A 23,188-nucleotide genomic window follows, 5' to 3' on the forward strand; every position below is an offset into this window, starting at 1 on the left:
GCACCTTAGCTTTCGGTCAGGACGTTTTGCATCGTCCGAGAGGCGGCAGGTAGGATCGAACGGTCCTGAACCAACGAGGCTATGGACCTGTCGTGCTCCGTGGCCGTGGACATCGGGCGGCCCAGGCTCCCCTCTGGTTCATGAGAGAGAGGGAACCACAGAGGCACAGAGGGCACAGAGGGGAGAGAGAGAGAGAAAAAATCTCTGTCCTCTGTGCCCTCTGTGCCTCTGTGGTTCAAATTCTTCTTCATCACGAACCAGGCAGAAGCCTGGGCAACACGGCATCAGCGCCCGTGGACCGACCTCCGGCGTCAGCGTGGCTCTGCCAACCTCGGCAGCGGCAGAGTCCGCCGCGCGGTGGTCGACTGGATCGCTTGCGGTCTCCGGAGGCGGGTGGGACCATGCGCGCCATGAAGAGCCGAATGCACCTCGCCTCCCCCCTCGGCGCTGCGCTCGCCGCGCTGGCCCTCGTTGCCGGCTGCAACGAGCCCGCCGGCGCGCCTGCCGGCGGGGCCGCCGACAAGCCCGCCCAGGCGGGCGCCTCCGAGACTGCCCAGGCCGCTCCGCTCAAGCCCGGCGACGCGGCGCCCGACGTGAAGCTCACGCTCCACGACGGCAGGGAGGTGGCGCTCTCGAGCCTGCAAGGCAAGCAGGTGCTCGTCTATTTCTACCCCAAGGACGACACGCCGGGCTGCACCGTCCAGGCCAAGGGCCTGCGCGACGGCTGGGCCGACCTCCAGGCCGCGGGGCTCGAGGTCTACGGCGTCTCGACCCAGGACGCGCAGAGCCACCAGGCCTTCATCGAGAAATACGAGCTCCCCTTCCCGCTCGTCGTCGACGCCGACGGCGCGGTCTCCGGGGCGTTCCACGTGCCGCTGCGCAACGACTTCGCCACGCGCCAGTCCTTCCTCATCGGCAAGGACGGCAAGATCAAGCAGGTGTGGCTCGAGGTCGATCCCAAGGAGCACACCGCGGCGATCCTCGCCGCGGCGAAGAGCTGAGCGCCGGGCCCGACGACCGGGGCGCGCGACCGGCGGAGGCCGCCGCGATCAGGCCAGAGGCGCCGGATCCCTCATGTACGACGGCACGGGGACCCCGAAGTGATGCAGCAAGGTGGGGGCGATCTGCCGCGTGTCCAGGGGGAGATCGGGCGCGGCCTGGGGCGGAGCCTCCCGAGGATCGAAGACGAGCAACATGCCTTCCGGCACATGGTACGCCGTGGAGCCTGCCTGATCCTCGATTTCCACGTTGCTCAGGCCGGCCTCGGAGAGCGAGCGCGACTGGCCGTTGATCTCGACACGCGCAGAGGGGTCCAGGTTCACCTGGCCCATGGCGATGGCGAAGAAACCGTTGTTCCGCTCTTCCCACTCGACCGCCGCGCCGTTCACCTTGAAGCTCGCCAGCGTCGCCCGGAACGCCTCGCGCTTCGCCTCCTGCACGAAGACGGAGGTGCGGGGCGCCATGGCCGGGCGCTCGGACCAGTCGTCGCTGCCGAGCCCGGAGCAGGCCATGAACCTGCCGAGGTCGGTGACATAGAGCTGCGTCTTGATGGGCTGGCCCGAAGCCGCGCCCTGACCCATGCTGGAGGCGATCCAGAGCACGTAGTCAGGATTCGCCTCGACGAACGCGATCACGCGCGAGAGGAACCCATCGAATTTCGACATCGCAAATTCGATCTCGTGACGATACCTCCCCACCCAGCTCCAGTCGTACTGGAGCTCCGTGAAGTCCCCGGGGAAGGCCGCTGCCCAGTACCGGTGCATCGCCGAGGCGACATGGTTGGTGAAGAACGTGGCGAAGTCAGGGCGAGCGTCCTCCATCTGCTTCATGAAGACGTCGAAGCCCAGGACGCTCTGGTACGTCCTGCGCCGGATGCGCTGCCAATCGTGGACTTGCTCCGAGACGAGCTGCCTGGAGATGTCCGCCAGGGTCGAGGCGCGGATGCCGAGGCCAGGCATCGCGCGCAGCAGCTGGAGGGCCCCCTTGCCCGGCACGTCGCGCGACACGTTCCGCGCCGACTTGCGCGCCATCGTCAGGTTGAAATCCTGAAAGACCCCCAGGATGTCCGGGTGGGCCTCGGGCGTCGGCGCGAAGGTGTCGGGCATGTAAAACGCGTAGGAGCGGACGTCCTCCGGCATCGGATAGCTGTGTAGCGATCCGAACACTCCCGTCTTGATTCCATGAGCCGCGAGGATGCGCCAGATCGGCGGATACTTCGCGTCCACCTCGGAGAGATCTTGACCGAAGAACCTCAGTCCGTGGAGCGCGTCGTCGACCCCTCGGTGCAACGTCGGCCACGTGATCCACGGGCTCAAGATCGAGTCGGGGGCCTGCGTCCGGATCTGCCGCATTCGATGCAGGTTCTTCGCGAGCGCCGAGCCCGGCGCCGCGCCGCAGAACTGCTTCACGATCCGCAGCGGAACCTCGTTCAGCTCGAAGAGCAAGATCTTTCGCTTGGACATGGTCCTTCCGCATAGATCGGATACCGGTGGGGGTCAAGGTACGTGTCCGTTGGTTCGGCCACATCCGGATACGTGCTTTGACCTCGTGGAAGCGGCGCACGGTATGCGCTCACGGCCCGGTAGCGTCGCGATCGAGCGCTGGCCATGGCGGCGGTTCTTGCCTAGTCTCCGCGGCCAGTGGCTTCTTCCCCTCTCCGCTCCGCCGAGCCCGGCGACCAGCGCATCGCCCACGTCCTGCTGTTCGTCACCCCGGCGCTGTTCACAGCCAACATGGTGCTGGCGCGCGCCACGGCCGATTTCATCCCGCCGGTGGCGCTGGCGGTGCTCCGCTGGCTGGGCGTCGTGCTGGTGCTGCTGCCCTTCTGCGGTCGCGAGCTGTGGCGCGGCCGCGCCGCGCTGCGCCGCGACTGGACCCGATATGCCCTGCTCGGGCTGCTCGGCATGGGCATCTGCGGCGCCGGCGTCTATCTGGGCGCCGCCAGCACCACGGCCACCAACATCGGCCTGATTTACGCCGTCTCGCCGGTGATCATCATCCTGCTGTCACGTGCCATGTTCGGCGACCGGCTCAGCGGGCGCCAGGGCCTGGGCGCCGCGCTGGCGCTGACCGGCGTGCTGATCATCGTGCTGCGCGGCGACCCGGCGGCGCTGCTGGCGCTCGACTTCAGCGCCGGAGACCTGATCATCCTCGCCGCCGCGATCTCCTGGGCGCTGTACACCGTGCTGCTGAAGCGCTGGCCCGATCCGCTGGGGGTGACGGCGCGGCTCACCGCGATCGCGCTCGCCGGGGTGATCCTGCTGCTGCCGGCGCTCGGCTGGGAGCTGGCCAGCCGCGGTCCGCCGGATTTCGATCTGCGCACCATCGCCGCCGTGCTGACGCTGGTCCTGGTGCCGGGCGTCGGCGCCTACGCGACCTACGGCTATATCACCCAGCATCTCGGCCCCGGCCGCACCGGCCTGCTGCTCTACCTGTCGCCTGTCTATACCGCCGTGATGGCCTGGCTGCTCCTCGGCGAGGCGTTCGCCCTCTACCATTGGCTCGGCGCGGCGCTGGTATTACCGGGCCTCTTCTTCGCCACCCACAAACCGGCGACGACCTGAATTCCTGCGCCCCGCTTCGCGAGGCCACGGCGCAGATCGAGGCGAGTCGGCCTTAGGCGCTCGCCGTCGGCGCCACCGCCCCTCCGTCGGCCGCGGGCCTCCAGAGCCCGAGCGCGCGCGCGCACGGCAGCACCACCTGGGCCAGCGCCGCGCGGGGCAGCTCGCGCAGCTCGGCCCCGCCGAGGTGGCCGTGCGCCGCCAGCGCCGCCGCGCGGCCCCGCGGCGGCTCGGCCGCGGCCGGAGGCGGCCGCCCGAGCGACACCGCCGCGGCCTCGAACACCTCCGCCACGGCGCGGCGGACCGGCTCGCCCCCGGCCCCGATCGCCCACGCCACCGTCAGCCACGCGAGCTCCGCGTGCCGCGCCTCGTCGTCCGCGATGGCCTCGAGCGCCGCGCGCACCGCGGGGTCCCCGGCGCGGGCGCGCTGCTCCGCCGCCACCAGCGCCGCCACCGTCTCGCCCACGCAGCCCTCCTCCGCGGCGGCGCGCGCCAGCGACACGAGGTCCGCGGCGACCGGCACCCCGCCCGGCATCGGCAGCGCGGCGGGGCCGACGGGCTCGCCCCGGTACGCGGACGCGAGCGAGAAGCCGAGCCGGGCGTGACCGACCTCGTCGAGCGCCGCGATGTGCGCCGCCTCCACGAGCGACGACGGCGCCCCGAGCGCCATGAGATCCAGCGCGAAGCGCGCAAATGAGGCCACCGACGCGTGCTCCTCCAGCGCGCTCCGGAGCCAGCTCTCCGCGAGCGTCTCCCGCTCCTCGTCCGTGAGCTCCGCCAGCGACGGCGTCACCCCGCCCGCTCGGGTCTCTTTCCCGCGCGCCAGCCACCCTGAGTCCGCCGCCCGCGGGACCGCCGTGCGCCGGTGCCCCTCCAGCGTGAACGGCCGGCCCGGCACGCCGCAATACGTGGAGTTGTCCCTTGAGGTCACCTCGTAACAGCACGTGCCGTCTCGCTGGGTCGCGTCGCTCTCCACCGACTCGATGTAGTCATCGCATTTCGGGTAGATGGTCCTGAGCTCCTCGACCGCCTGCCTGCGGTCCAGGCACGCCCCGAGCTCCTCGGGCCACTCGATGCAGCGGACGTCGGCGGCGGCCTCGGGCTCCCCCCCGCACCCCGGGGCCCCGACCAGCAGCGCGGCCGCCGTGGAGGGGCCGGCGCTCAGCAAGAGACGGGCGATGAGCGTTCGTCGAAAGGATCGGTCGAGCAGCATGGCGTGCACCTCCAGCCCCATGCCCGCTGCCTCGTGAGCACAGCGAGGAGCTCGCGACATGGCGGCTTGTGCCAGATCCCATCGCAAGCCATGTGCCACGCAGACCGGGGCTCCAGCACGTCGAGGCCGACCGGTTCTGCGCGACGGGCGGCGCACTCCCATCGTCCCTCGCGCGCGGCGCTGACACACTCCGGCACTCCCGCCCGGGCGCGGGCGTCATCGCGCCCAGCGGCGCGGCGCGGCCTACAGCAAGCTCACGTTGGTCGTGAACGACGCGTTCCGCAGGAGGCGCCGCTGGTCGAGCGGCGTCGCGAACCCGTTCGCCTTGTGGAACGTCGATGAGCCCCCGCCGCAGATCGTGTCGTTCCCGGCCCACCGCTCCGGGCAATGCGTCATGATGTAGTCGCGGTCCGGGTTGCTGCTCCCGACACCCTTCCACCGCGTGTGCCGGACGCACGCGGCGCCGTCCACGGTCCACTCCGCCTCGAGGCCCATGCCGGAGCCTGCCGTCTCCGTCTGGATGCCGAGCGCGTCCCAGACGTCGATCGCCGTCCCGGTCCTCGTGTGCGGCACGCCGTCACCGCAGTAATCTGCGCGCACGAGGCGGACGCACGCCTGATGAAGATACGAGAGGTCCCGGCTCGCGCAGACGGTCCCGTTGCACTCCGCCCGGGGCGCCCACCCATTGTAACCCCACTCGGCGCATTTCCCGATCGCCGCGCCCTGGCAGCCGAAGGTGAAGCTGCTCCCGTCGTCCGAGTAGTCGCCGGTCGCCGCGTCCCACCTCCCCCGCACCGGGATCGCCTCGAGGCCCTCACCGCAGATATTCGCCCAGAGGCCGCCGCCGACGTCGTACTTCACCGTGTAATAAGAGAGCCCGCCGCGCTGGACGATGTCCGTGATGCGGACCGTCAGGGTCGACAGGTCGTCCAGGACCGCCTCGATGTCCACCCCGATGAAATCGGCCCCCTGGAAGCGCCGGCCGTCGGTCGCGCGCGTCCCGACCAGCGTCGTCGCGCTCAGCGAGACCCCGTTGAAGCGGACTCCGTTGAAGCGGACCCCATTGAAGCGGACCCCGTTGAGCTGGGTGCCGTTCAGGTGCGTGCCGTTGAGGGTGAGGTTGTTGAGCGCGCTCAGCGCGAGCGCGCTCTCCGCCGGCTCCTCCTCGCCCTCGCCCTCGCCGCTCTCCGCGGCGCACCCGACGCCCAGGGACACGAGCCCGACCATCGCCACTGCCAGGAACCCTCGCTGCACCATGATCGCCTCCGAAGCCAGCGCTGAAACGGTGACGTCGCTGCGTTGACGATCTCCCCTCCGGCGGTCGGGCCCCGGCCGCGTGAGGAACGAGGCCTGCGGCGGCGCCTGGCGCCGCGAAGCCTCCTCGCCCCTCACGGCGGCGGAGGGAACGAGGCGCAGATGCGGAGACCGATCACCGGATCGAGGAAGGTACCGTCAACGACGGTCCGATTGTCACTCCGGACCGATGTTTGATCGTAGAGGTAAGCGCCGCCTCGTAAAAGTACTTTATCAACCTCGATCGACGAAATCGCCCACTCGAGGACGTTCCCCGCCATGTCGTCGACCCCGAAGGGACTACGTGAGGCAGGGTGCGAGCCCACCTCATCTGGGCCCATCGTGGAGCTCTCCTTGCCGTAGGTCTCATCGAAGTTGGCGTCGCCGGGAGAGAGGCTGTCCCCGTGCGGGAAGATGCGGCTGTCGGCGCCGCGCGCCGCGCGCTCCCACTCGTGGTCGGTGCAGAGGCGCGCCCCGCGGACGCGGCCTGTCCGGTGGAGCCACGCGGCGTACTCGGTGGCCTGAGCGAAGGAGATGCCCGTGACCGGAAAACGGAGCCAGTCCTGCTGCGCCCGCGCCTCCCGGGAGGCATAGACGAGCGGCTCCCCGGCGCGCGCCGTGTAGGATTGCACCGTGGGCTGGATCGTCAGCTGCCAGACCCCGCTGGGGAGCTGGCGCAGCCCGAGGGCGCCCGTCATGGCGCCGTTGCCCGCCTGGATCGAGGGGCGCCCGCGGGGCTCTCTCGGGAGCGCCTCGATGTAGTCGAGCCACTCCTGAAACGTCGTCTCGTGACGTGCGATGAGGTAAGCGCCCGTGCTGATCTCGTGGAGCGGAACGGTGGAGAGGAACGCCCACCGGTACATGTCGTCCAGCGAGGCGCCGAACAGGAACCGGCCCGGCGGGACGTAGATGAACCCGGGGGGGACGTCGCCGGCGGGCGGCAGCGGGAACGAGAGCCGCAGCGACTCCCCGCGGTGGACCAGGAACGGATAGCGGACGATGGTGCGGTTGCGCGCCTCGCAGGTGAGCAGGTAAGAGCCCTGCGCGAGCGCGATGCGCGACAGGGGCGTCGCGCCCAGCAGCCGCCGGTCGGCCAGCAGCCGGCGCCCGTCCGCGTCGCCCTCGTACCGCTCGATCGTGATCTCCGCGCCGGGAGGATCGGTCTCGATGGCGACCTCGGCGGGCGCGTTCCACCGCTGCTGGCGCGCGCCGTCGGGATCGTAGGTGCTCATGCGCTGGAGCAGCTCGTCGCGCAGCGAGGTGTGGCCCCGCCGGTCCGCGGCGAGCGCGCGCTCGTAGAGGATGTCGCCGAGCCGGTCGCGGGCGTCGCGGCGCGCGCCGTCGAGCGTGAGCGCCGCCTCCAGCTTCTGGCTCGCCTGCAGGTAGAGCCCCTCGGCCTCGGCGGCGCGCCGGCGCGCGCGGTCCCAGAGCGCCTCGCCCTCCTCGCGGCGCCGGTCGTCGAACGCCGCGAGCGCCTCCGCGGCGAGCGCCTCGGCCGCGGCGCTCTCGCGCGCCGCGGCGGCCGTGGTGACCGACGCCTCCTGGATCTTCCGGTCCGCGCGCGCGGCGAGCTGGCGCGCCGCCCTGAGCTCCAGCGCGCCGTAGAGCAGCGCGGCGACGAGCGGCACGCCCACGACGAGCGCCCACCGGATCGCCCGCTGCGTCAGGACGGCGCGCCGCGACGCCCTCAGGAACGCCGCCTCGCGCGGCGGCAGATCGCCCGGATCGAGGCCCTTCGCCTCCTTGAGCTGGCGCGCGCTGAAGAGCGCGTCGCGGCGCCGGCCGAGCCGCTCCCACTCGGCGGCGGACGCCTCGAGGCGCTGGCGCGTCGCGCGCTGCTCGCGCTGCTCGTCCAGCCAGTGGCGCAGCGTCCCCCAGCCGTGGATCAGCGCCTCGTGGGCGATCTCGTAGACCGTCCCCTGCTCGCCCTCGCGGGCGAACACGAGGCGCCCCTGCACGAGCGCGTCGAGCGCCGCGCGCGCCGCCTCGTCGCCGCCCGGCTGCGCGAGCTCGCCCTCGACGCGCCGCGCCCGCGTGCCCTGCGGGGTGATGAGCGCGCCGAGCAGCCGCCGCGCGGCCGCGTGCACCGCCGGCGCCATGCGACCGAGGACGCGATCGGCGTGGCGGGCGAGCGCGCCCTCGACGCCGCCGATCTGCGCGAGATCGGCGCTGCTGAGCGGCGCGTCGGGCGCGGCGCGGGCGTCCCACAGCTCGGCGAGCGCGAACTGGAGCAGCGGCAGCCCGCCCTCGGCGCGCGCGGTCGACTCGACGAGCGCGTCGATGACCGCGTCCGACTCGAACGCGACGCCCTTGGCCCGCGCCGGCCCGGTGATGGCCTCGCGGAGCTTGTCCGCCGACATCGGGCGGAGCAGGTAGAGCGCGCGCTCGATCTCGTCGCCGAGGCCCGAGATGCCGGCGACGCGCGCGAGGAAGTCGCCGCGCACCGTGGCGAGCAGGCGCAGCGAGGGCGAGCGCGCCGCGAACGCGCTCAGGACCTCGCCGACGAGCGCGGCCTCGCCCGGGTTGCTCAGCGTCGCGAGCTCCTCCATCTGGTCGACGAACAGCGCGAGCCCGCCGCGCTCGCCGAGGCGCGCGCGGAGGTCGCGGACCAGCGATCCCGGGGCCGCGCGCACCCCGTCGGCGATGCGCTCGGCGGGGACGCCGAGCACGGGCTCCAGCGCGGCGGCCAGGGCGGCGAGCGGGTGACGGCCGGGGACCATCATGGCCGCCTGGAAGTCGCGCCCGCCGCCGAGGGCGCCCTCGAGCACGCGCGAGAGCACGCCGGCGCGGCAGAGCGACGACTTGCCCGAGCCCGAGTCGCCCGCGACGACGATCATGGGCTCGGAGCGCAGCCTGTCGAGGATCGTCCCGGTCTCGGAGCTGCGCCCGTAGAACATCGCGCGGTGCTCGAGGTCGAAGACGAGCAGCCCGCGGTAGGGGTTGCCCTCCGGGGCGATCGAGGCGTGCCGGCTCCGCGCGAGCAGCTCCTCCAGCGCGTCGCGCAGCTCGTCGCCGGAGGCGAAGCGGGCGGCGGGGTCGATCTCGAGGCACCGCTCGATGACGGCCGCGAGCCGCGCCTCGACGCCGGGCGCGAGCGCGGCGAGGGGCATCGGCCTGAAGCTCACGGCGACGCGCGGGAGATCCTGCGGCGCCACGTCGCCGTGCGGCGGCGAGCCGGCGCAGAGCTCGAAGAGCAGCGCGCCGAGCGAGTACACGTCCGAGCGGCGCGTCGGCAGGTCGCCGCGCCACAGCTCGGGCGGCAGGTAATGGGGCGTGCCGCCGCTGACGTGCTTCGTCCCGTCGAGCAGCCGCGCCGCCATCTCGGCCTCCCGGACGATCTCGCCGTCGAGCGGCTCGGCGGGCTCCGGCCGCGCGACCGGGTCGAGGAGCTTCGCGAGGCCGAAGTCGAGGAGCTTCGCCTCGCCTTCCTCGGTGAGCACCGCGTTGCCCGGCTTGATGTCGAGGTGCAGCACCCCGCGGCGGTGGGCGGCGGCGAGGCCGCGCGCGAGCCCCGCGGCGAGCTCGAGCACGCGGTGCCAGGGCATCGGGATGTCGACGCAATCGAGGCTCTGGCCGCGGACGAACTCCGAGACGATGAACATCTGGCCGCGGAGCTCGCCGACGCGGTAGACGGCGACGACGTTCGGGTGCTGGATGCGGGCGGCCGCGCGCGCCTCGGCGAGCAGCCGCGCGCGCACCCCGGCGTCCGCCGTCGCCGCGCGGATGAACTTCACCGCGACCATCCGGTCGAGCAGCGTGTCGTGGGCGAGGTAGACGTCCCCCATGCCGCCGCTGCCGAGCTTCTGGACGAGCCGGTACTCCTCGACGCGTGCCGGCGGGACGAAGCTCGGCGGGCTCACGCTCGCCGGGCCCAGGCTGGGCGGCGGCGACGCGTCCGCCGCCCGCGGCCGCGTATCGGCGCCGCCGGGCCGGAGGGCGGCCTGCGTGAGGGTGGGGGCTGAGCTGTGTTTCACGGTGACGTGGCGCGCCCGTTAATGGCGGACGACTATACCCGCCTCGCGGGGAGACGTTCCGCGTCGAAATCGACGGGGACGCATGAAACGCGCGGCGCGCGGCGCATGTCCATATGTCCTGAGATGTGGGGTGTCGCCGCCGTGGCGAGGCGTCGATTCGCGCGCGTGGGCTGGATTCCAGGCGCGACGCGGCGCGGCGGGGATCAGCGCCCGGTCATGTAAAAGGCGGCGAGGCACATCTCGTCGTTCGTGCCTTCTCCCCACACCACATCCGTCGGTACCCGCGGCTGTCCGTCGATGAACGGCTGGTTCTCCGGCGTGTTGTCCCAGTGACACTCGATCGACAGCTTATCGCCTGGATTGAGCACCTTGGGCGCGGCGAGCGTATAACTACCTTGCCAGTGGAAATCCCAGCGTGGGATATCGAGCACGCACTCCGAGCTTCCGTCGGCGCGCTCGATCTCGAGGCGCGCGCGGCGGCCGAGCGTGTGCATGTGGAGGCCCGCGATGTGGAGCTCGATCGGCGCGCCGTCCGAGAGCGGCCGGGTGGGATCGATCCCCCAGCGGTGGGCGACGTCGGCCTCGAAGGCGGGGATCAGCATGGCGTCGCCGTTGAGCCAGGCCGGGTTGGTCCACGGCTGGGTGGAGCCCTCCCGCTCCACGGAGCTCTCGAGCGTCATGTCGATCGCGGAGCGATCCGGCAGCTTGCCCGCCGAGAGCGTGTTGTAGTGCACCTGCACGATCAGCCTGGAGCCGGGCTCGATCCGGGTCCCCGTCCCCGCCGGGAAGTTCACGCTGCCGGCGCCGGGGACCCAGGCCCCGAGCCAGCGCGGCCTGATCCCCGGGCCTCCGAAGCAGGGATAGCCGGGGCCGGGGTCGGCCGCGTCGAGCGCCTCGACCTCCTCGACCTGCTCCGGCCCGGCCATGAAGGCGATCACGTGGTGGACGACGCGCTCCTCGCCGGGCCTGACCTGGAAGCCGGTGACGTAGCGCGTGCTCTCCTCCGGCCAGTCGATCACGAAGCAGCGGTAATCGTCGGGCGCCGCCTGCGGGGTGTACTCGACCGGCATCTCGACGGTCAGGTCCACCCGCGCGAGCTCGCTGGTCTCCGGCGGATCGAGCGGCGGGCCCTCCTCGGCCGGGTCGCCCGCGGCCGCGCCGCCGTCGACCCAGGCGGCGATCGTCTGGATCTGCGGCTCGGACAGGGAGCGGTCGCCCACGTAGTCGGCGCAGCCGCTGTCCGCCGGCCAGGGGGGCATCGTGCGTTCGACGACGGCCCGCTTGATGTGCGGGGCCCACGCCGCCGCCACCTCGTGGCTCTCGAGCGAGAACGGCGCGATGCCGCTGCCGCTGTGGCACCCCGCGCACCGCGCGTCGAAGATCGGCTTCACGTCCCGGTAATACGACGCTGCGGCCTGGACCCCGCCGCCCGCCGCGCCCCCGGCCTCGTCGTCGCCGCCGCAAGCCGCCGTGGCGACGGCCAGCGCGACGCCCATCCACGCCCGTGATCCCGGGAACCCCGCGCACCTCGACATGGAAACACCTGCCTTGTTTCAGCGCCGCCGGGCGACGCGCGGCGACGCCCGGCGACGTTCGATGACGCTCAGCCGCGCTCAGCGACGATCATGGTGTCCCCCGGCCGCCGGATCGCGCCGGAGGAAGAACGCGATGACGGTCGCGAGCTCGTCGCGCGCGGCCACGAGGAGCACCGTGGCGCCCCCCGCGACGATGGACGAGCCGCGCGGCGCCTCGACGCGGCCATCCGGGCGGTAGACGCCGGCGAAGACGCACGACGCCGGGAAGTCGGCGCTGCCCGCGATGACGCTCACGGTGCGGCCGGCGACCATCGAGTCGACGGGGACGTCGAGCTCGAACGCCACGGACTCGCCGGTGCCGAGCACCATCGCGTGGCGGACGCCCGGGTGCTCGATCGCGGTGGCCATCGCGCCGATGAAGACGTCGATCTCGGACAGGATCCGGTGCACGCCCGCGCGCACGTACACGCTGCGGTAGTCGGGGTCCCGCATGCGCACCATCACGCGCTTGGCGCCCGCGGCCTGGGCGAGCAGCGCGACGGCGAGGTTGTCGGCGTCGCGGCGGAGCATGGCCACGACCACGTCGGCGCGCCCCACCTCGGCCTCCTTGAGGAGCCCGGCGTCGGTCGCGTCCCCCACGAGCGAGACGAGGCCGTGGCGCTCGAAGGCGCTCGTGGCGATCGCGTCGTCGCGGTCGACGATGGTCACCTCGTGGCCCGTCTGCGCGAGGTGGACCGCCACGCTCAGCCCTGCGCGCCCGGCGCCCACGATGAGCACGCGCATCTCAGCCGCCTCCTTCATGCTCGTGGAGCTTCATCATCTCTCGATCGATCTCGCTCACGTGGGCGTTCGCCGTCTCGTCGGCGATGAGCCCGCGCCTCGCCGCGTCGAGCACCGCCGCCTTCTGCGCCGTGAGCAGCGCGAGGTCCGTGAGGTGATCGCGCACCGCCTCGCCCTGCGGCGACTGGAGCGCGACCTCCGCCGCGATCACCTGGCGCTGGAACGCGGCCCGGCGCTCCGCGTGCTCCTTGCGGGACACGAGCCCCGCGGCGAGCAGGTCGTCGAGCTCGGCGTGGCCGCGCCGCGCGGCGATGAGCGTCGCCTTGGCGGCGTCGAGCGCGGCGTCGGTGCTCGGGGCCGCGACATTGAGGAACTTGAGCAGCCGCGCGAACGGCAGCGCCTGCGCGACGAGGGTCACGAAGGTCACGCCGAAGACGATCGTGATCAGCCGCTCGCGGAACGGCATGTCCTTCGGGAGGCTGAGGACGGCCGCCATCGAGAGCGCGCCCTTGATGTTGCCGACCAGCATCACGTGCTGCCAGCGGAACGGCACGACCTCCCGCGTCATGGCCCGGAGCGCGCCGAAGCAGCCGTAGACGGCCACCGCCCGGCCCGCGTGCAGGGCGATGAGCGCGAGGCCGATGGAGGCCGCCTCGCGCACGAGCATCTCCGCCTGGATCTGCATGCCGACGAGCAGGAAGAGCAGCACGTTGAGGAAGAAGCCCGTCGTCTCCCAGAACCCCTCGAGCGCGAGCACGCGCGAGGGCTCGAGGTGGCGGCGCGCGGCCTTGCCGACGACGACGCCGGCGACCACGACGGCGATGACCGGCGAGGCGTGGAGCCGCTCGGTGAGCAGGGCCGTGGCGAACACGAGCACCAGCGAGGCGAGGATCGCGGTCAGGTGATCGGGCGTGCGGCGCAGCAGGACCGCGCCGAGGGAGCCGAACGCGCCGCCGAGGACGGCGCCGCCGAGCATCGCCATCGAGAGGGCGCGGAAGGTCTCGACGGCGTCGAACGTGCCGCTCGCGAGGACGCGCGAGGCGAGCATCACGAGCACGAGCGCCGTTCCGTCGTTGAAGAGGCTCTCTCCCTCCATGATCGCGGCCAGCCGGTGCGGGACGCGGACGCTCCGGAAGGCGAGCAGCACGCTCACGGTGTCGGTGATGGCGAGCAGCGCGCCGAGGAGGAGCGCCGCCGAGAACGGGAGGTCGAGCACCAGCGTCGCCACCGCGGCGGTGCCGAGCAGCGAGATGAGCACCCCCGGCACGGCGAGCGCGAGGATGGGCCGGCTCGCGGCGCGCAGGCTGTCCGCGTCGGCGGCCAGGGCGCCCTCGAAGACGAGCACCGGGAGGAACGCGATGAGGATGAGGTCCGGGTCCATCGGCGCGTTCGGCAGCACGTCGAGGACGACGAGGAGGAGCCCGATGAGGACGAGCGCGGCGTTGTAAGGGACCCCGACGCGCTTGGCGCCGATCGCGACGACGGAGCCGACGGCGAGGACGAGGAGCAGGCTCTCGAGCCGCTCCCTCATGCGTCGCCCCGCGGCGGAGGTGGCGAGACAGGCACGCTGGCGGTCGGCGCGCGCGTCGGGCGCGTCGCGGGTTGCGTGAGGTCCACGAGGGCGATCACCGTAGATCCTCCGCTACAGGATCGCTCCGGGATCCGCAAGACGTGGTTCCGGGGCGCCTCCGGTACGCCCGCGCCGGAGCCGGCCAGACGGGAGCACGCCTGTCCCGGCGAGCGAGCCGACGTCCGAGATGACATGACACGACATCGGCGGCGCTCTCCTGTGCTCCACATCGGGCGATAGCCGACATGGAGCGGAGGCGCGTTTGCGCGCGCTCAGAAGGGCCAGACGAGCGGGATGACGATCACCGCGGTCGCCAGCACGAGGAGCTGCAGGGGCAGCCCGACGCGGGTGAAGTCTTTGAAATGATAGCCGCCGGGCCCCATGACGAGGATGTTCACCGGAGAGGCGATCGGCGTGGCGAACGCCGCCGAGGACGCGAAAGCGACCCCGAGGAGCAGCGGCTCCGGCGCGAGGCCCAGCGCGCCGGCCAGGCGGACCGCGAGGGGGGCCATGAGCACGGCCGTCGCGGTGTTCGAGAGGACCATGCCGATGGCCGACGTGGCGAGGACGAGCAGGCCGAGGACCACCGCGGGGCGCGCCCCCGCGAGGAGCCCCTCGACGGCGGAGACGGCGGCGCCCATCGCGCCGGTGCGCTCGAGCGCGGTGGCGAGGGGGACCATGCCGGCGATGAGCACGACGCTCTCCCAGTTGACGGCGCGGTAGACGTCCGCCGGGCGCACGCACCGCGCGAGCACGAGGAGGACCGCGGCGAGCAGCACGGCGACGACGTTGGGCAGCCACCCGAGCGCCATGCAGACGAGCATGCCCAGGGTGATGCACACGGCGACGGTGGCGCGCTCGCGATCGACGAAGACGTCGCCCTGCGCGTCGGGCTCGGCGACCAGCACGAGGTCCCGCCGCTCGTCCCGCAGGTTCCGGAGGTGCTTGAGCCGCCCCTTCACGAGCAGCGTGTCGCCGGCGCGGAGCTTGAGATCGCGCAGCTCGGGCGTGGCGTGGAACACCGGGAGCCAGCCCTCGCCGCGCCGGATCGAGAGCACGCTCGCGCGGTAGCGGTCGCGGAACCTGGCGTCCCTCAGGGTCTGCCCGGCCAGGCTGGAGCGCCGCGGCAGCACCACCTCGGCGAGGGACTCCTCGGGGGGCAGCGAGAAGATGGGGCGCGCCTGGAGCGCCTCGAGCCCGAAGCGCTCGGTGAGCGCCGCGATCTTCTCGTCGCTCCCGAGCAACCGCAGCTCGTCGCCGGGGGCGAACACCGCCTGCGGCACCACGCGCTGCGCCTCGAGGCCGCGGGGCCCGGGGCGCGCGATGCCGACCACGGTCACGCCGAAGTCGGCGCGCACGTTCGCCTGGCCGAGCGTGAGGCCGGCGAGCCGCGCGCCGGGCGGGACGCGCACGGCGCGCAGGGCGCTGCCGAGCCCGTACTCCATCGAGAGGTCGTCGAGCGAGAGCGACCGCGGCGCGCCCGCGTCCGCCCCGTCTTCCTTGCTGGGCAGCGCGCTGCGGCCGAGCGAGATCATGTACGCCACGCCGACCGCGAGCACGACGACGCCGGGGATGGTGAAGCTGAAGAAGCGGAACGGCTCGCGGCCGGCCGCGCGGAGCGCCTCGCTCACGAGCAGGTTGGGTGGGGTGCTGATGAGCGTGAGGTTGCTCCCGAGGTGGGCCGCGAACGCGACGGGCATGAAGAGCCGCGCCGGCGCGATCCCGCGGCGGAGCGCGAGCGTCCCGACCACCGGCAGGAGGATCGCCACGGTGCCCGTGGAGCTCATGAAGGCGGACACGAGCGCGGTCGCCCCCATCACCACCGCGATCACCTTGGCCTCCCCGCCGCCGGCGAAGCGCTCGAGGCGCTGGCCCAGCCAGTCGGCGACCCCCGTGTCGGTCAGCGCGGCGCCGACGACGAACAGGCCGGCGATCATGAGCACTGCCGGGTTCGAGAACCCGGCGAGCGCGTCCGGGACCGTGGTCACACCGGAGATCGTCAGGGCGAGCAACGACATCATCGCCACCACGTCGAGCCGCAGGCGATCGCTCACGAAGAGGACGATCGTGAGCCCGAGGATGGCGAACGCGAGGAGGGCCTCCGAGGTCATGGGGCGGCGGAGCCTAGCGGGACTCTCGCGCGGCGGCTCACTTCGCGTTCCGGCGCGCTCTCCGCTCGCGCTCGCGCGCGTTCGTGGCCGCGTTGCTCGCGGCGAGGCGGCCGGGCGGCACCAGGGCTGGCCGGGCGGCGCGCGCCTCAGGCGCCGCATACGCGCGCCGCATACGCGCCGCGACGAATACACGATTCACTTGATTCCAGGGCGCCGCCGTGCGGTCCTACGCTGAGGGGATACTTCATTTTACCCGCTTGCAAGGAGATCTGGATGCTCGCGCGCCGTCATTCACGCGCCCTCGATTCGCTGTTCGTCGCCGCCGCCGTCCTCGTGTGCCTGCTAATGGCAGCGCGCCGGGCGAGGGCGGCGCCTTCGTATACCCTCTTCGAGAGCGGCCAGGTCCGGCCGATCGCGCTCTCGCCGAGCCGCGCGCTGCTCTTCGCGGCCAATACACCCGACAATCGTCTCGAGATCTTCCGCGTCACGCCGGGCGGCCTCGCGCACCTCTCCTCCGTGAGCGTGGGCCTGGAGCCCGTCGCCGTCGCCGCGCGCAATGGCGGCGAGGTCTGGGTCGTCAATCACCTCTCCGACAGCGTCAGCGTCGTCGACGTCTCGTCCCCCTCGCGCCCGCGGGTCGTGCGCACGCTCCTCGTCGGGGACGAGCCGCGCGACATCGTCTTCGGGGGCCCCGGGCGCTCGCGCGCGTTCATCACGGCCGCCCACCGGGGCCAGAACGCGCCGTTCGATCCGCAGCTCACGACGCCCGGGGTCGGCCGCGCGGACGTCTGGGTGTTCGACGCGAGCGCCGTCGCCGCCGACCCGTCGCTCGGCGGTGTGCCCCTCACGATCCTCACCCTGTTCACCGACACCCCGAGGGCGCTCGCGGTCAGCCCGGACGGGGCCTCGGTGTACGCCGCCGGCTTCCACACCGGCAACCGCACGACGGCCGTGCACCGCGTGCTCGTGGAGGAGGGCGGCGGGCTGCCGCCGCCGCACACGAACTTCCTCGGCGAGCCGCAGCCGCAGACATCGCTCATCGTCCGCCACGACGGCCAGAGCTGGGTCGACGTCGCGGGGCGCACCTGGGACGACGAGGTCCGGTTCTCGCTGCCCGACAAGGACGTCTTCGTCATCGACGCGACGGCCAACCCGCCGCAGCAGCGCCCCGGCAGCGCCGGCTTCTTCACCGGCGTGGGGACCGTCCTCTACAACATGGCCGTCAATCCGGTGAACGGAAAGGTCTATGTCTCCAACACCGAGGCGTTCAACCTCGAGCGCTTCGAGGGCCCGGGCACCTTCGCCGGATCGAGCGTCCGGGGACACCTGCACGAGAGCCGGATCACCGTGCTCGGCGGCGGCTCGGCCGCGCCGCGGCACCTCAACAAGCACATCGATTATTCGACGTGCTGCGCTCCCGTGCCCAACCCGGAGAACGCGAAGAGCCTGGCCACGCCGCTCGACATGGCGGTGACCGATGACGGCGCGAAGCTCTACGTCGCCGCGTTCAGCTCGAGCAAGGTCGGGGTCTTCATGACGGCCGAGCTGGAGGGCGACACCTTCGTGCCGAGCCTCGCGCGCCAGATCCCGGTGAGCGGGGGCGGGCCGAGCGGGCTCGCGCTCGATCAGCCGCGCGGCCGGCTGTACGTGCTCACGCGCTTCGACAACTCCATCTCGATCATCGACACCGCCGGCGGCGTCGAGATCGCGCACGTCCCGCTCCACAACCCCGAGCCGCCCAGCGTGGTCCGCGGGCGGGCGTTCCTGTATGACGCGAGCTTCACGTCGAGCCACGGAGACTCGTCGTGCGCGAGCTGCCATGTCTTCGGCGATCTCGACAGCCTGGCGTGGGATCTCGGCAACCCGGACGAGGTCACCCAGGTGAACCCTGGGCCGTTCACGAGCATCAACCCGCCCTTCCCCGCCGACACCACGCTGAAGCCGATGAAGGGGCCGATGACGACCCAGAGCCTGCGCGGGCTCGCCAACCACGGGCCGATGCACTGGCGCGGCGACCGCACGGGCGGCCTCGACGAGCCCAGCGCGCAGCCGGACAGCGGGGCGTTCGACGAGCGCGCGGCGTTCCGGCGGTTCCAGGCCGGCTTCACGAACCTGCTCGGCCGGCACGCGCCCATTCCCGACGACGACATGGAGGCGTTCACCGACTTCACCCTCCAGGTGACGTATCCGCCCAATCCGATCCGGAGCCTCGACAACTCCCTCACGCCCGATCAGCAGGCCGGGCGCGATCACTTCGTCCGCGAGGGCGTCGACGGGACCTTCTCCTGCGCGTCGTGCCACAGCCTGGACCCGGACGGGAACGCCGGCACGAGCGAGCCTTTCCCCGGCTTCTTCGGGACGGACGGCGCGAGCGTCGGGCAGGAGAACGGCCAGAGCTTCAAGAACCCTCACCTGCGCAACCTGTACCAGAAGATTGGCATGTTCGGCATGGCCCCTGTCCCGAGCCTCTTCCACCCGGGAGACAACGATTTCATGGGCGACCAGATCCGCGGCTTCGGGTTCATGCATGACGGCGTCATGGACACGCTCTTCCGCTTTCACCAGGCGATCGGGTTCGAGGAGGGCGTCTTCACGCCGAACGGCTTCCCGCTCGACGCCTCCGGGGTGATCCTGCGCGAGCAGGCCGTGGAGTTCATGCTCGCCTTCGACACGAACCTGGCGCCGATCGTCGGACAGCAGGTCACGCTCGGCGCGCACAACGCGGGGGCGGCCTGGCCGCGGATCGATCTGCTCGTCGCGCGCGCGGAGGCCGGGGAGTGCGATCTCGTGGCGAAGCTCCCGCTCTTCCTGGAGGAGGTCGGTCTCCTCTATGCGGGAGGTGGTCAGTTCACCACGGATCGGAGCGCGGCCCCGCCGGTCGGCGATCTCGGGCTGCGCTGGCTCTCCCTGCTCACCGGGCGCCCGGTGACGTACACCTGCATGCCGCCTGGCTCGGGCGTGCGGGGCGGCGTCGATCGCGACAGCGATGGACTCCGCGACGGCGATGAGCGCGACGCCGGCACGGATCCGGCGGATCCGTCGAGCCCCGGCTGAGCGCGCGCCGCGCGTGGGCGCCTCGCGCGGGCGGCGTGGCGGGAGAGCGTCCGATCCGGGTGGCGCGACCCGCGCCCGCGCAGCGGTGACCGCGGGCCCGGCGCTTCATCCGGCTGGCGGATTCAGGATCGGCGCGTCGGCTCCGCGAGCCACCGGATCAGCGCATCGCCTTCGAGGTCGAGCAACGCGTCCTCGACCTCGCCCGGACCGATCGCGCGGGCGCGCTCGACGATCGAGCGCTCTTCTTCGGCCGTCGGACGTCGCCCGATCCGGCGCGCGAAGAGGCGGCCGAGCAGCTCCGCGATCGCCTTCTCCTCCCCGCGCCGCTCTCCCCGTTGCTCCCCCCGCTGCTCTCCCCGCAGCTCCCCCCGCTCCTCTCCTCGTCGCTCCGCCTCGATGATCAGCTCCCCGATGATCGGCGTGCGCCGGAGCAGCCCCTCTTCCTTGTCCTCCACCATCATGACGAGCTCCTTCCGTAGATTATGGCCCCAGGGATCGACGGTCGCCATCACCAGGAGCGCCGCGTACAGCTCGGCCCGCTCCTCGGCGCTCGCCGCCCCCGCGTGGATCTCCGCGACGACCTCCCGCAGCGCGTCCGCGGTCGCATTACGTGCAAGCGGGGCGAATACCAGCCAGAGCACGCTGCCGCGCGCCCGCAGCTCGCCGACCGTGCGCTGGTAGACGGCGTCGACGCGGAAGTGCGTGCCGCTGAACGGCCGCCCCGGCCAGGCGGTGCGGCGCTGGCCCGTCGCCGGCAAGCGCCGTCTGCGGCCCGAGAGGACCACGGCGACGCTCTCGATCGGCGGCACCGGCTCGCCGGGGGCCTCGATGCGCAACGCGGCGAACAGGAAGCCGAGGTACTCGAAGACGCGATCCGGAACGTCGTCGCGGAGCGCGAAGCAGAACTCGACGTGCAGCACCCGCGGCTCGCCGTCGACCCGCAGGCGCAGGGCCTTGTCGAGGCGGCGCTCGATGTTCGTGACCTGACTGTCGATCCAGCCGAGGACCTCGACGGGGCGGCCCTCGGAGACAAAGGCGCGCGCCAGGTCGTCGGGGCGTCTCCGGGCGAGGTGGCGCAAGGTGATGTCGGCGTCTCCCATGGGCGGCGCCCACGGCAGATCGCGTACCAGGCGGCTACGAGGCTTGAATCAAGCGATTTCGGGCGTGCGACGTGCGCCGTGCGGGTGGCGCCGCCATGGCGGGGACGGCGTCGCGCATGGGCTCGGCCCTGGTGTCATGCCGGAGAGAACGAACCACAGAGGCACAGAGGGCACAGAGGAGAGAGAGTGAGAGAGATAAAATTCTGTGCCTCTGCATCCCTCTGTGTGCTCCGTGGTTCCTCTTCTTCCCCGTCATCGAGCCGGGCGTCTCAACTCCACGTCTCCGCGCGCCGCGGATTGCGCGTCTCGATCGCCTCCGCGTGCCCCCTCAGGCCACGGGCGGCGGGGAGGTTGCCGTGCGTCTCGAAGACGTCGGCGAGGGCGAGCCCGAGGATGACGATCTGCTGCGGCTTCTCGAGCGCGCCGACCGTCGGGGCCGCCGAGCCGAGCAGCTCGAAGGCCCGCCGCCACGCCCTCGCGGCGGCGTCCGGCATGTCGGCGTTGAGCGCCGCGTGCCCGGCGCAGCGGTGCATGTCCGCCGCGAACTCGTGGCTGCCACGGCGGTCGGCGAGCTCTCCGGCGCGGGCGTAGGCCTCCGACGCGTCCAGGAAGCGGCGCTGCTTGCTGTGGAGGCTGCCGAGCGAGGCATAGGCCTCGGGGACGATGCCCAGCAGGCCGCGCCGCTCGGCCTCCTTCAGCGCCGCGACGAACACCCGATGCCCCTCGTCCACCACCCCCGCCGCGATCAGCGAGCGCGCGCGCTGCATGCCCACGTGAACGGCCTCCTCACCCAGCCCGCGGCCCGCCAGCATCTCCTCGGCCTGCTTCTGGAGCTGCGCCGCCTCCGCGTGCCGTCCCGCGTGGAAGCACCGGTCCGCCTCATGAAGAAGGCGCCGCAGCGGGAGGAGCTCGGGCGTGCGGAGCGGCGAGCCAGGCCCGATGCGCATCTCCAGGTCGGCCGGGAGGCGCTGCCCGCGGGCCGAGAGATCGGTGAGCAGGCGCTCGAGCTCGACGACCGCCGCGCTGTCCGCCTCGGGCCACAGGACGCGCGACGCGCCCTCGCCGACGCGCGCCAGGAGGTCGCCCACGCTCGAGTGGACCGCGTCCACCAGGACCCAGCGCGCGGGCGCGAGCTCGCCGCGCTGCGTGAGCCAGAGGAGGTCCCGCGCGTACGCCGGGGGGTCGTCGACGTGCTGCGGCGCGAGCACCACGACGGGGCCGCCCGGCGCGCGGGCGGCGAGGTGCGCCGCGAGGGCGCGCGCGAACGCGCTCAGCGGCTCGACCGTGGGGCCGGGCTCGAGCGTCCCCGGTGAAGGCGCCGGCAGGGGGCCGAGCTCACGCGCCAGCGAGCGCTCGCGGGCCGCCCAGCCCCGGCTGGGCCCGTAGACAGGGTCGGCGAGGACCCACACCGGGCGGGGCGAGGGGCCCGCCTCGCCCAGGGCCCGCAGCAGCGCGAGCGTGTGGCCATGGACATGCGCCGGGACGACGGCGTGCAGCAGGCAGGCCCGCTCGCCAGTGAAGATGGCGCCGAGCGCCCGGGCAATGTCGTGAATCATGTCGCGGTTCCCGGGCGGATTCTTGCGCCGATCAGCACCGGGGCCAAGCGAATGCGACGGCATTGCGGCGCCGCCCGGCGGATTGTCCACGCAGCGGGCACGCGCGCGGCGCGACGCGGACAGCCGGACGTTGCGCGTCGCAGGACGCCACGGTCGAGGCGATATGTCTCAGGAGCGCGCGACCCGGGAGCGGAGGAGCGACGGAGAGGAAGACGCGCGGGCTCATCGCGTCGCTTGGCCCGGGCGTTGCTGGACGTGGGGGGCTGAAGCGAAGAGTCGTCGAGTGACGTTGAACGCGGCCCGGGGTCAGACCCCGCCGGGCGCATGGGAGGAAGGGTACCGTGAGAACATTGTATCTGTCGCTGCTCGTGGGCGGCATGGTCATCGGTTGCGGCGGCAGCAAGCCTCAGCCGGAGGGTCCGGCCGAGAACGCGGGCGAGGCCGTGGACGACGCTGCGCGCGACGTCAAGGACGAGGCGAAGGACGCGGCCGAGTCGACGGGCGACGCAGCCGAGGACGTGGGGGACAAGGTCGAGGACAAGACGGACTAGCGCCGAGCGCGCGCCGGCCCCTGGCGCCGGCGCGCCCGCAGCGCGGCGCGACGATCTGAATCGCTCAGGCTGCCCGAGCCTGGGGCCGAGCCCGGACGCTCGTCCCCGGGCTCGGCGCGCCTGGAGAGCTGGCCGGAGGGTCTGCACGCGAGGTGCTCCGCGGTCGGCGATGACACACGAAGGACCCCGGCCGTGCCGAGGCGCGGCTCGCACGTTGGAGGCAGAACGATGAAAGCGACGTCATTGCTCGAGAAGCAGCACCGCAAGGTAGAGTCCCTCTTCAAGCAGCTAGAGAGCGGCAAGTCGGAGCCGGCGCCGCTGCTCGCGGAGCTCGCGAACGAGCTCGTCGCGCACATGGCGATCGAGCAGGAGAGCTTCTATCCCGCCGTGCGGCAGATCAAGGAGGACCTGATCCTCGAGAGCTACGAGGAGCACGCGATCGCCGAGCTGGCGCTGAAGCGGCTGCTCGCGACCGACCCGGAGGACATCTCGTTCAAGGCGCGGGTGACGACGCTGAAGGAGCTGATCCAGCACCACGTCGAGGAGGAGGAAGAGGAGCTCTTCCCCAAGGTCGAGGAGGCCATCGACGAGAAGCGCCTCTCCGAGCTCGGCAAGGAGCTGAAGGCGGAGTTCGAGCAGCGGCTGGCCGAGGGCTACGAGGCGCTCCTGCCGGCGGGCTACAAGAAGACGTCCGCCGACAAGGCGAGCCACGCGAAGCACGCGAACGGGGCCAACCTGGCCTGACGAGGGCTCGGCGGAGCGCGCCGCAGCAGCACGATCGCGGTGGTTGAGCCACGGAGGCGACGAGGGCACGGCGACAGCGGACGCTCGGTGCCCTCGCCGCCTCCGTATTTTCATTTTCTGTTCGTGATGGCGCGCGACGCGCCGCCG

General features: G+C 72.4%; 15 protein-coding genes. 5 read left to right on the forward strand and 10 right to left on the reverse strand.

Going from position 1 to position 23,188, the window contains the following annotated elements; all coding sequences use genetic code 11:
• Positions 1-410: 410 nt before the first annotated feature.
• Positions 411-1,001 (forward strand): peroxiredoxin, encoded by a 591-nt coding sequence (locus WME76_RS35140; RefSeq protein ID WP_437956556.1) that lies wholly within the window; start codon positions 411-413, stop codon positions 999-1,001.
• Positions 1,002-1,049: 48 nt separating this feature from the next.
• Here the strand turns inward: WME76_RS35140 and WME76_RS35145 are convergent, their stop codons facing one another.
• Positions 1,050-2,462 carry a hypothetical protein gene (locus WME76_RS35145; RefSeq protein WP_437956557.1) on the reverse strand — a complete coding sequence of 471 codons (1,413 nt, stop codon included), beginning with the start codon at positions 2,460-2,462 and terminating at the stop codon, positions 1,050-1,052.
• Between the two features lie 177 nt (positions 2,463-2,639).
• Here WME76_RS35145 and WME76_RS35150 point away from each other — a divergent pair, with 177 nt between their 5' ends.
• Complete coding sequence (locus WME76_RS35150; RefSeq protein ID WP_437956558.1) at positions 2,640-3,563, forward strand: DMT family transporter; 924 nt, start codon at positions 2,640-2,642, stop codon at positions 3,561-3,563.
• Between the two features lie 52 nt (positions 3,564-3,615).
• On the opposite strand, the gene WME76_RS35155 is transcribed toward WME76_RS35150, so the two are convergent.
• From WME76_RS35155 to WME76_RS35185, 7 genes are all read right to left on the reverse strand, one after another.
• Positions 3,616-4,773: a hypothetical protein gene (locus tag WME76_RS35155; RefSeq protein WP_437956559.1), complete on the reverse strand. Its 1,158-nt coding sequence runs from the start codon at positions 4,771-4,773 to the stop codon at positions 3,616-3,618.
• Between the two features lie 243 nt (positions 4,774-5,016).
• On the reverse strand, positions 5,017-6,030 hold the full coding sequence (locus WME76_RS35160) for an ADYC domain-containing protein (RefSeq protein WP_437956560.1): 1,014 nt from the start codon (positions 6,028-6,030) through the stop codon (positions 5,017-5,019).
• A 131-nt stretch (positions 6,031-6,161) separates the two neighbouring features.
• Positions 6,162-10,040, reverse strand: a complete 3,879-nt coding sequence (locus WME76_RS35165) for an nSTAND1 domain-containing NTPase (RefSeq protein ID WP_437956561.1) — start codon at positions 10,038-10,040, stop codon at positions 6,162-6,164.
• Positions 10,041-10,243: 203 nt separating this feature from the next.
• Positions 10,244-11,575 carry a monooxygenase gene (locus WME76_RS35170; protein ID WP_437956562.1) on the reverse strand — a complete coding sequence of 444 codons (1,332 nt, stop codon included), beginning with the start codon at positions 11,573-11,575 and terminating at the stop codon, positions 10,244-10,246.
• Positions 11,576-11,653: 78 nt separating this feature from the next.
• Entirely contained in the window at positions 11,654-12,376 is a 723-nt protein-coding gene (locus tag WME76_RS35175) for a potassium channel family protein (RefSeq protein WP_437956563.1), read from the reverse strand.
• The gene (locus tag WME76_RS35180) at positions 12,360-13,886 is read right to left on the reverse strand and encodes a cation:proton antiporter (RefSeq protein ID WP_437956564.1); all 1,527 of its coding nucleotides are present in this window, start codon (positions 13,884-13,886) and stop codon (positions 12,360-12,362) included. Before WME76_RS35180 ends, WME76_RS35175 begins: the two co-directional genes overlap by 17 nt.
• Before the next feature lie 311 nt (positions 13,887-14,197).
• Positions 14,198-16,036, reverse strand: a complete 1,839-nt coding sequence (locus WME76_RS35185; protein WP_437956565.1) for an SLC13 family permease — start codon at positions 16,034-16,036, stop codon at positions 14,198-14,200.
• A 273-nt stretch (positions 16,037-16,309) separates the two neighbouring features.
• On the opposite strand from WME76_RS35185, the gene WME76_RS35190 reads away from it, so the two are divergent.
• Entirely contained in the window at positions 16,310-19,090 is a 2,781-nt protein-coding gene (locus WME76_RS35190; protein ID WP_437956566.1) for a hypothetical protein, read from the forward strand.
• Between the two features lie 122 nt (positions 19,091-19,212).
• Here the strand turns inward: WME76_RS35190 and WME76_RS35195 are convergent, their stop codons facing one another.
• Positions 19,213-20,190: a hypothetical protein gene (locus WME76_RS35195; RefSeq protein WP_437956567.1), complete on the reverse strand. Its 978-nt coding sequence runs from the start codon at positions 20,188-20,190 to the stop codon at positions 19,213-19,215.
• A 269-nt stretch (positions 20,191-20,459) separates the two neighbouring features.
• On the reverse strand, positions 20,460-21,746 hold the full coding sequence (locus WME76_RS35200) for a hypothetical protein (RefSeq protein ID WP_437956568.1): 1,287 nt from the start codon (positions 21,744-21,746) through the stop codon (positions 20,460-20,462).
• A gap of 341 nt (positions 21,747-22,087) precedes the next feature.
• Here WME76_RS35200 and WME76_RS35205 point away from each other — a divergent pair, with 341 nt between their 5' ends.
• Positions 22,088-22,297: a hypothetical protein gene (locus tag WME76_RS35205; RefSeq protein WP_061619927.1), complete on the forward strand. Its 210-nt coding sequence runs from the start codon at positions 22,088-22,090 to the stop codon at positions 22,295-22,297.
• A 228-nt stretch (positions 22,298-22,525) separates the two neighbouring features.
• On the forward strand, positions 22,526-23,041 hold the full coding sequence (locus WME76_RS35210) for a hemerythrin domain-containing protein (RefSeq protein WP_437956569.1): 516 nt from the start codon (positions 22,526-22,528) through the stop codon (positions 23,039-23,041).
• The last annotated feature ends 147 nt before the right edge of the window (positions 23,042-23,188 follow it).

The organism is Sorangium sp. So ce119 (assembly GCF_051524405.1).
GTDB classification, from domain to species: Bacteria; Myxococcota_A; Polyangia; order Polyangiales; family Polyangiaceae; genus Sorangium; species Sorangium cellulosum_G.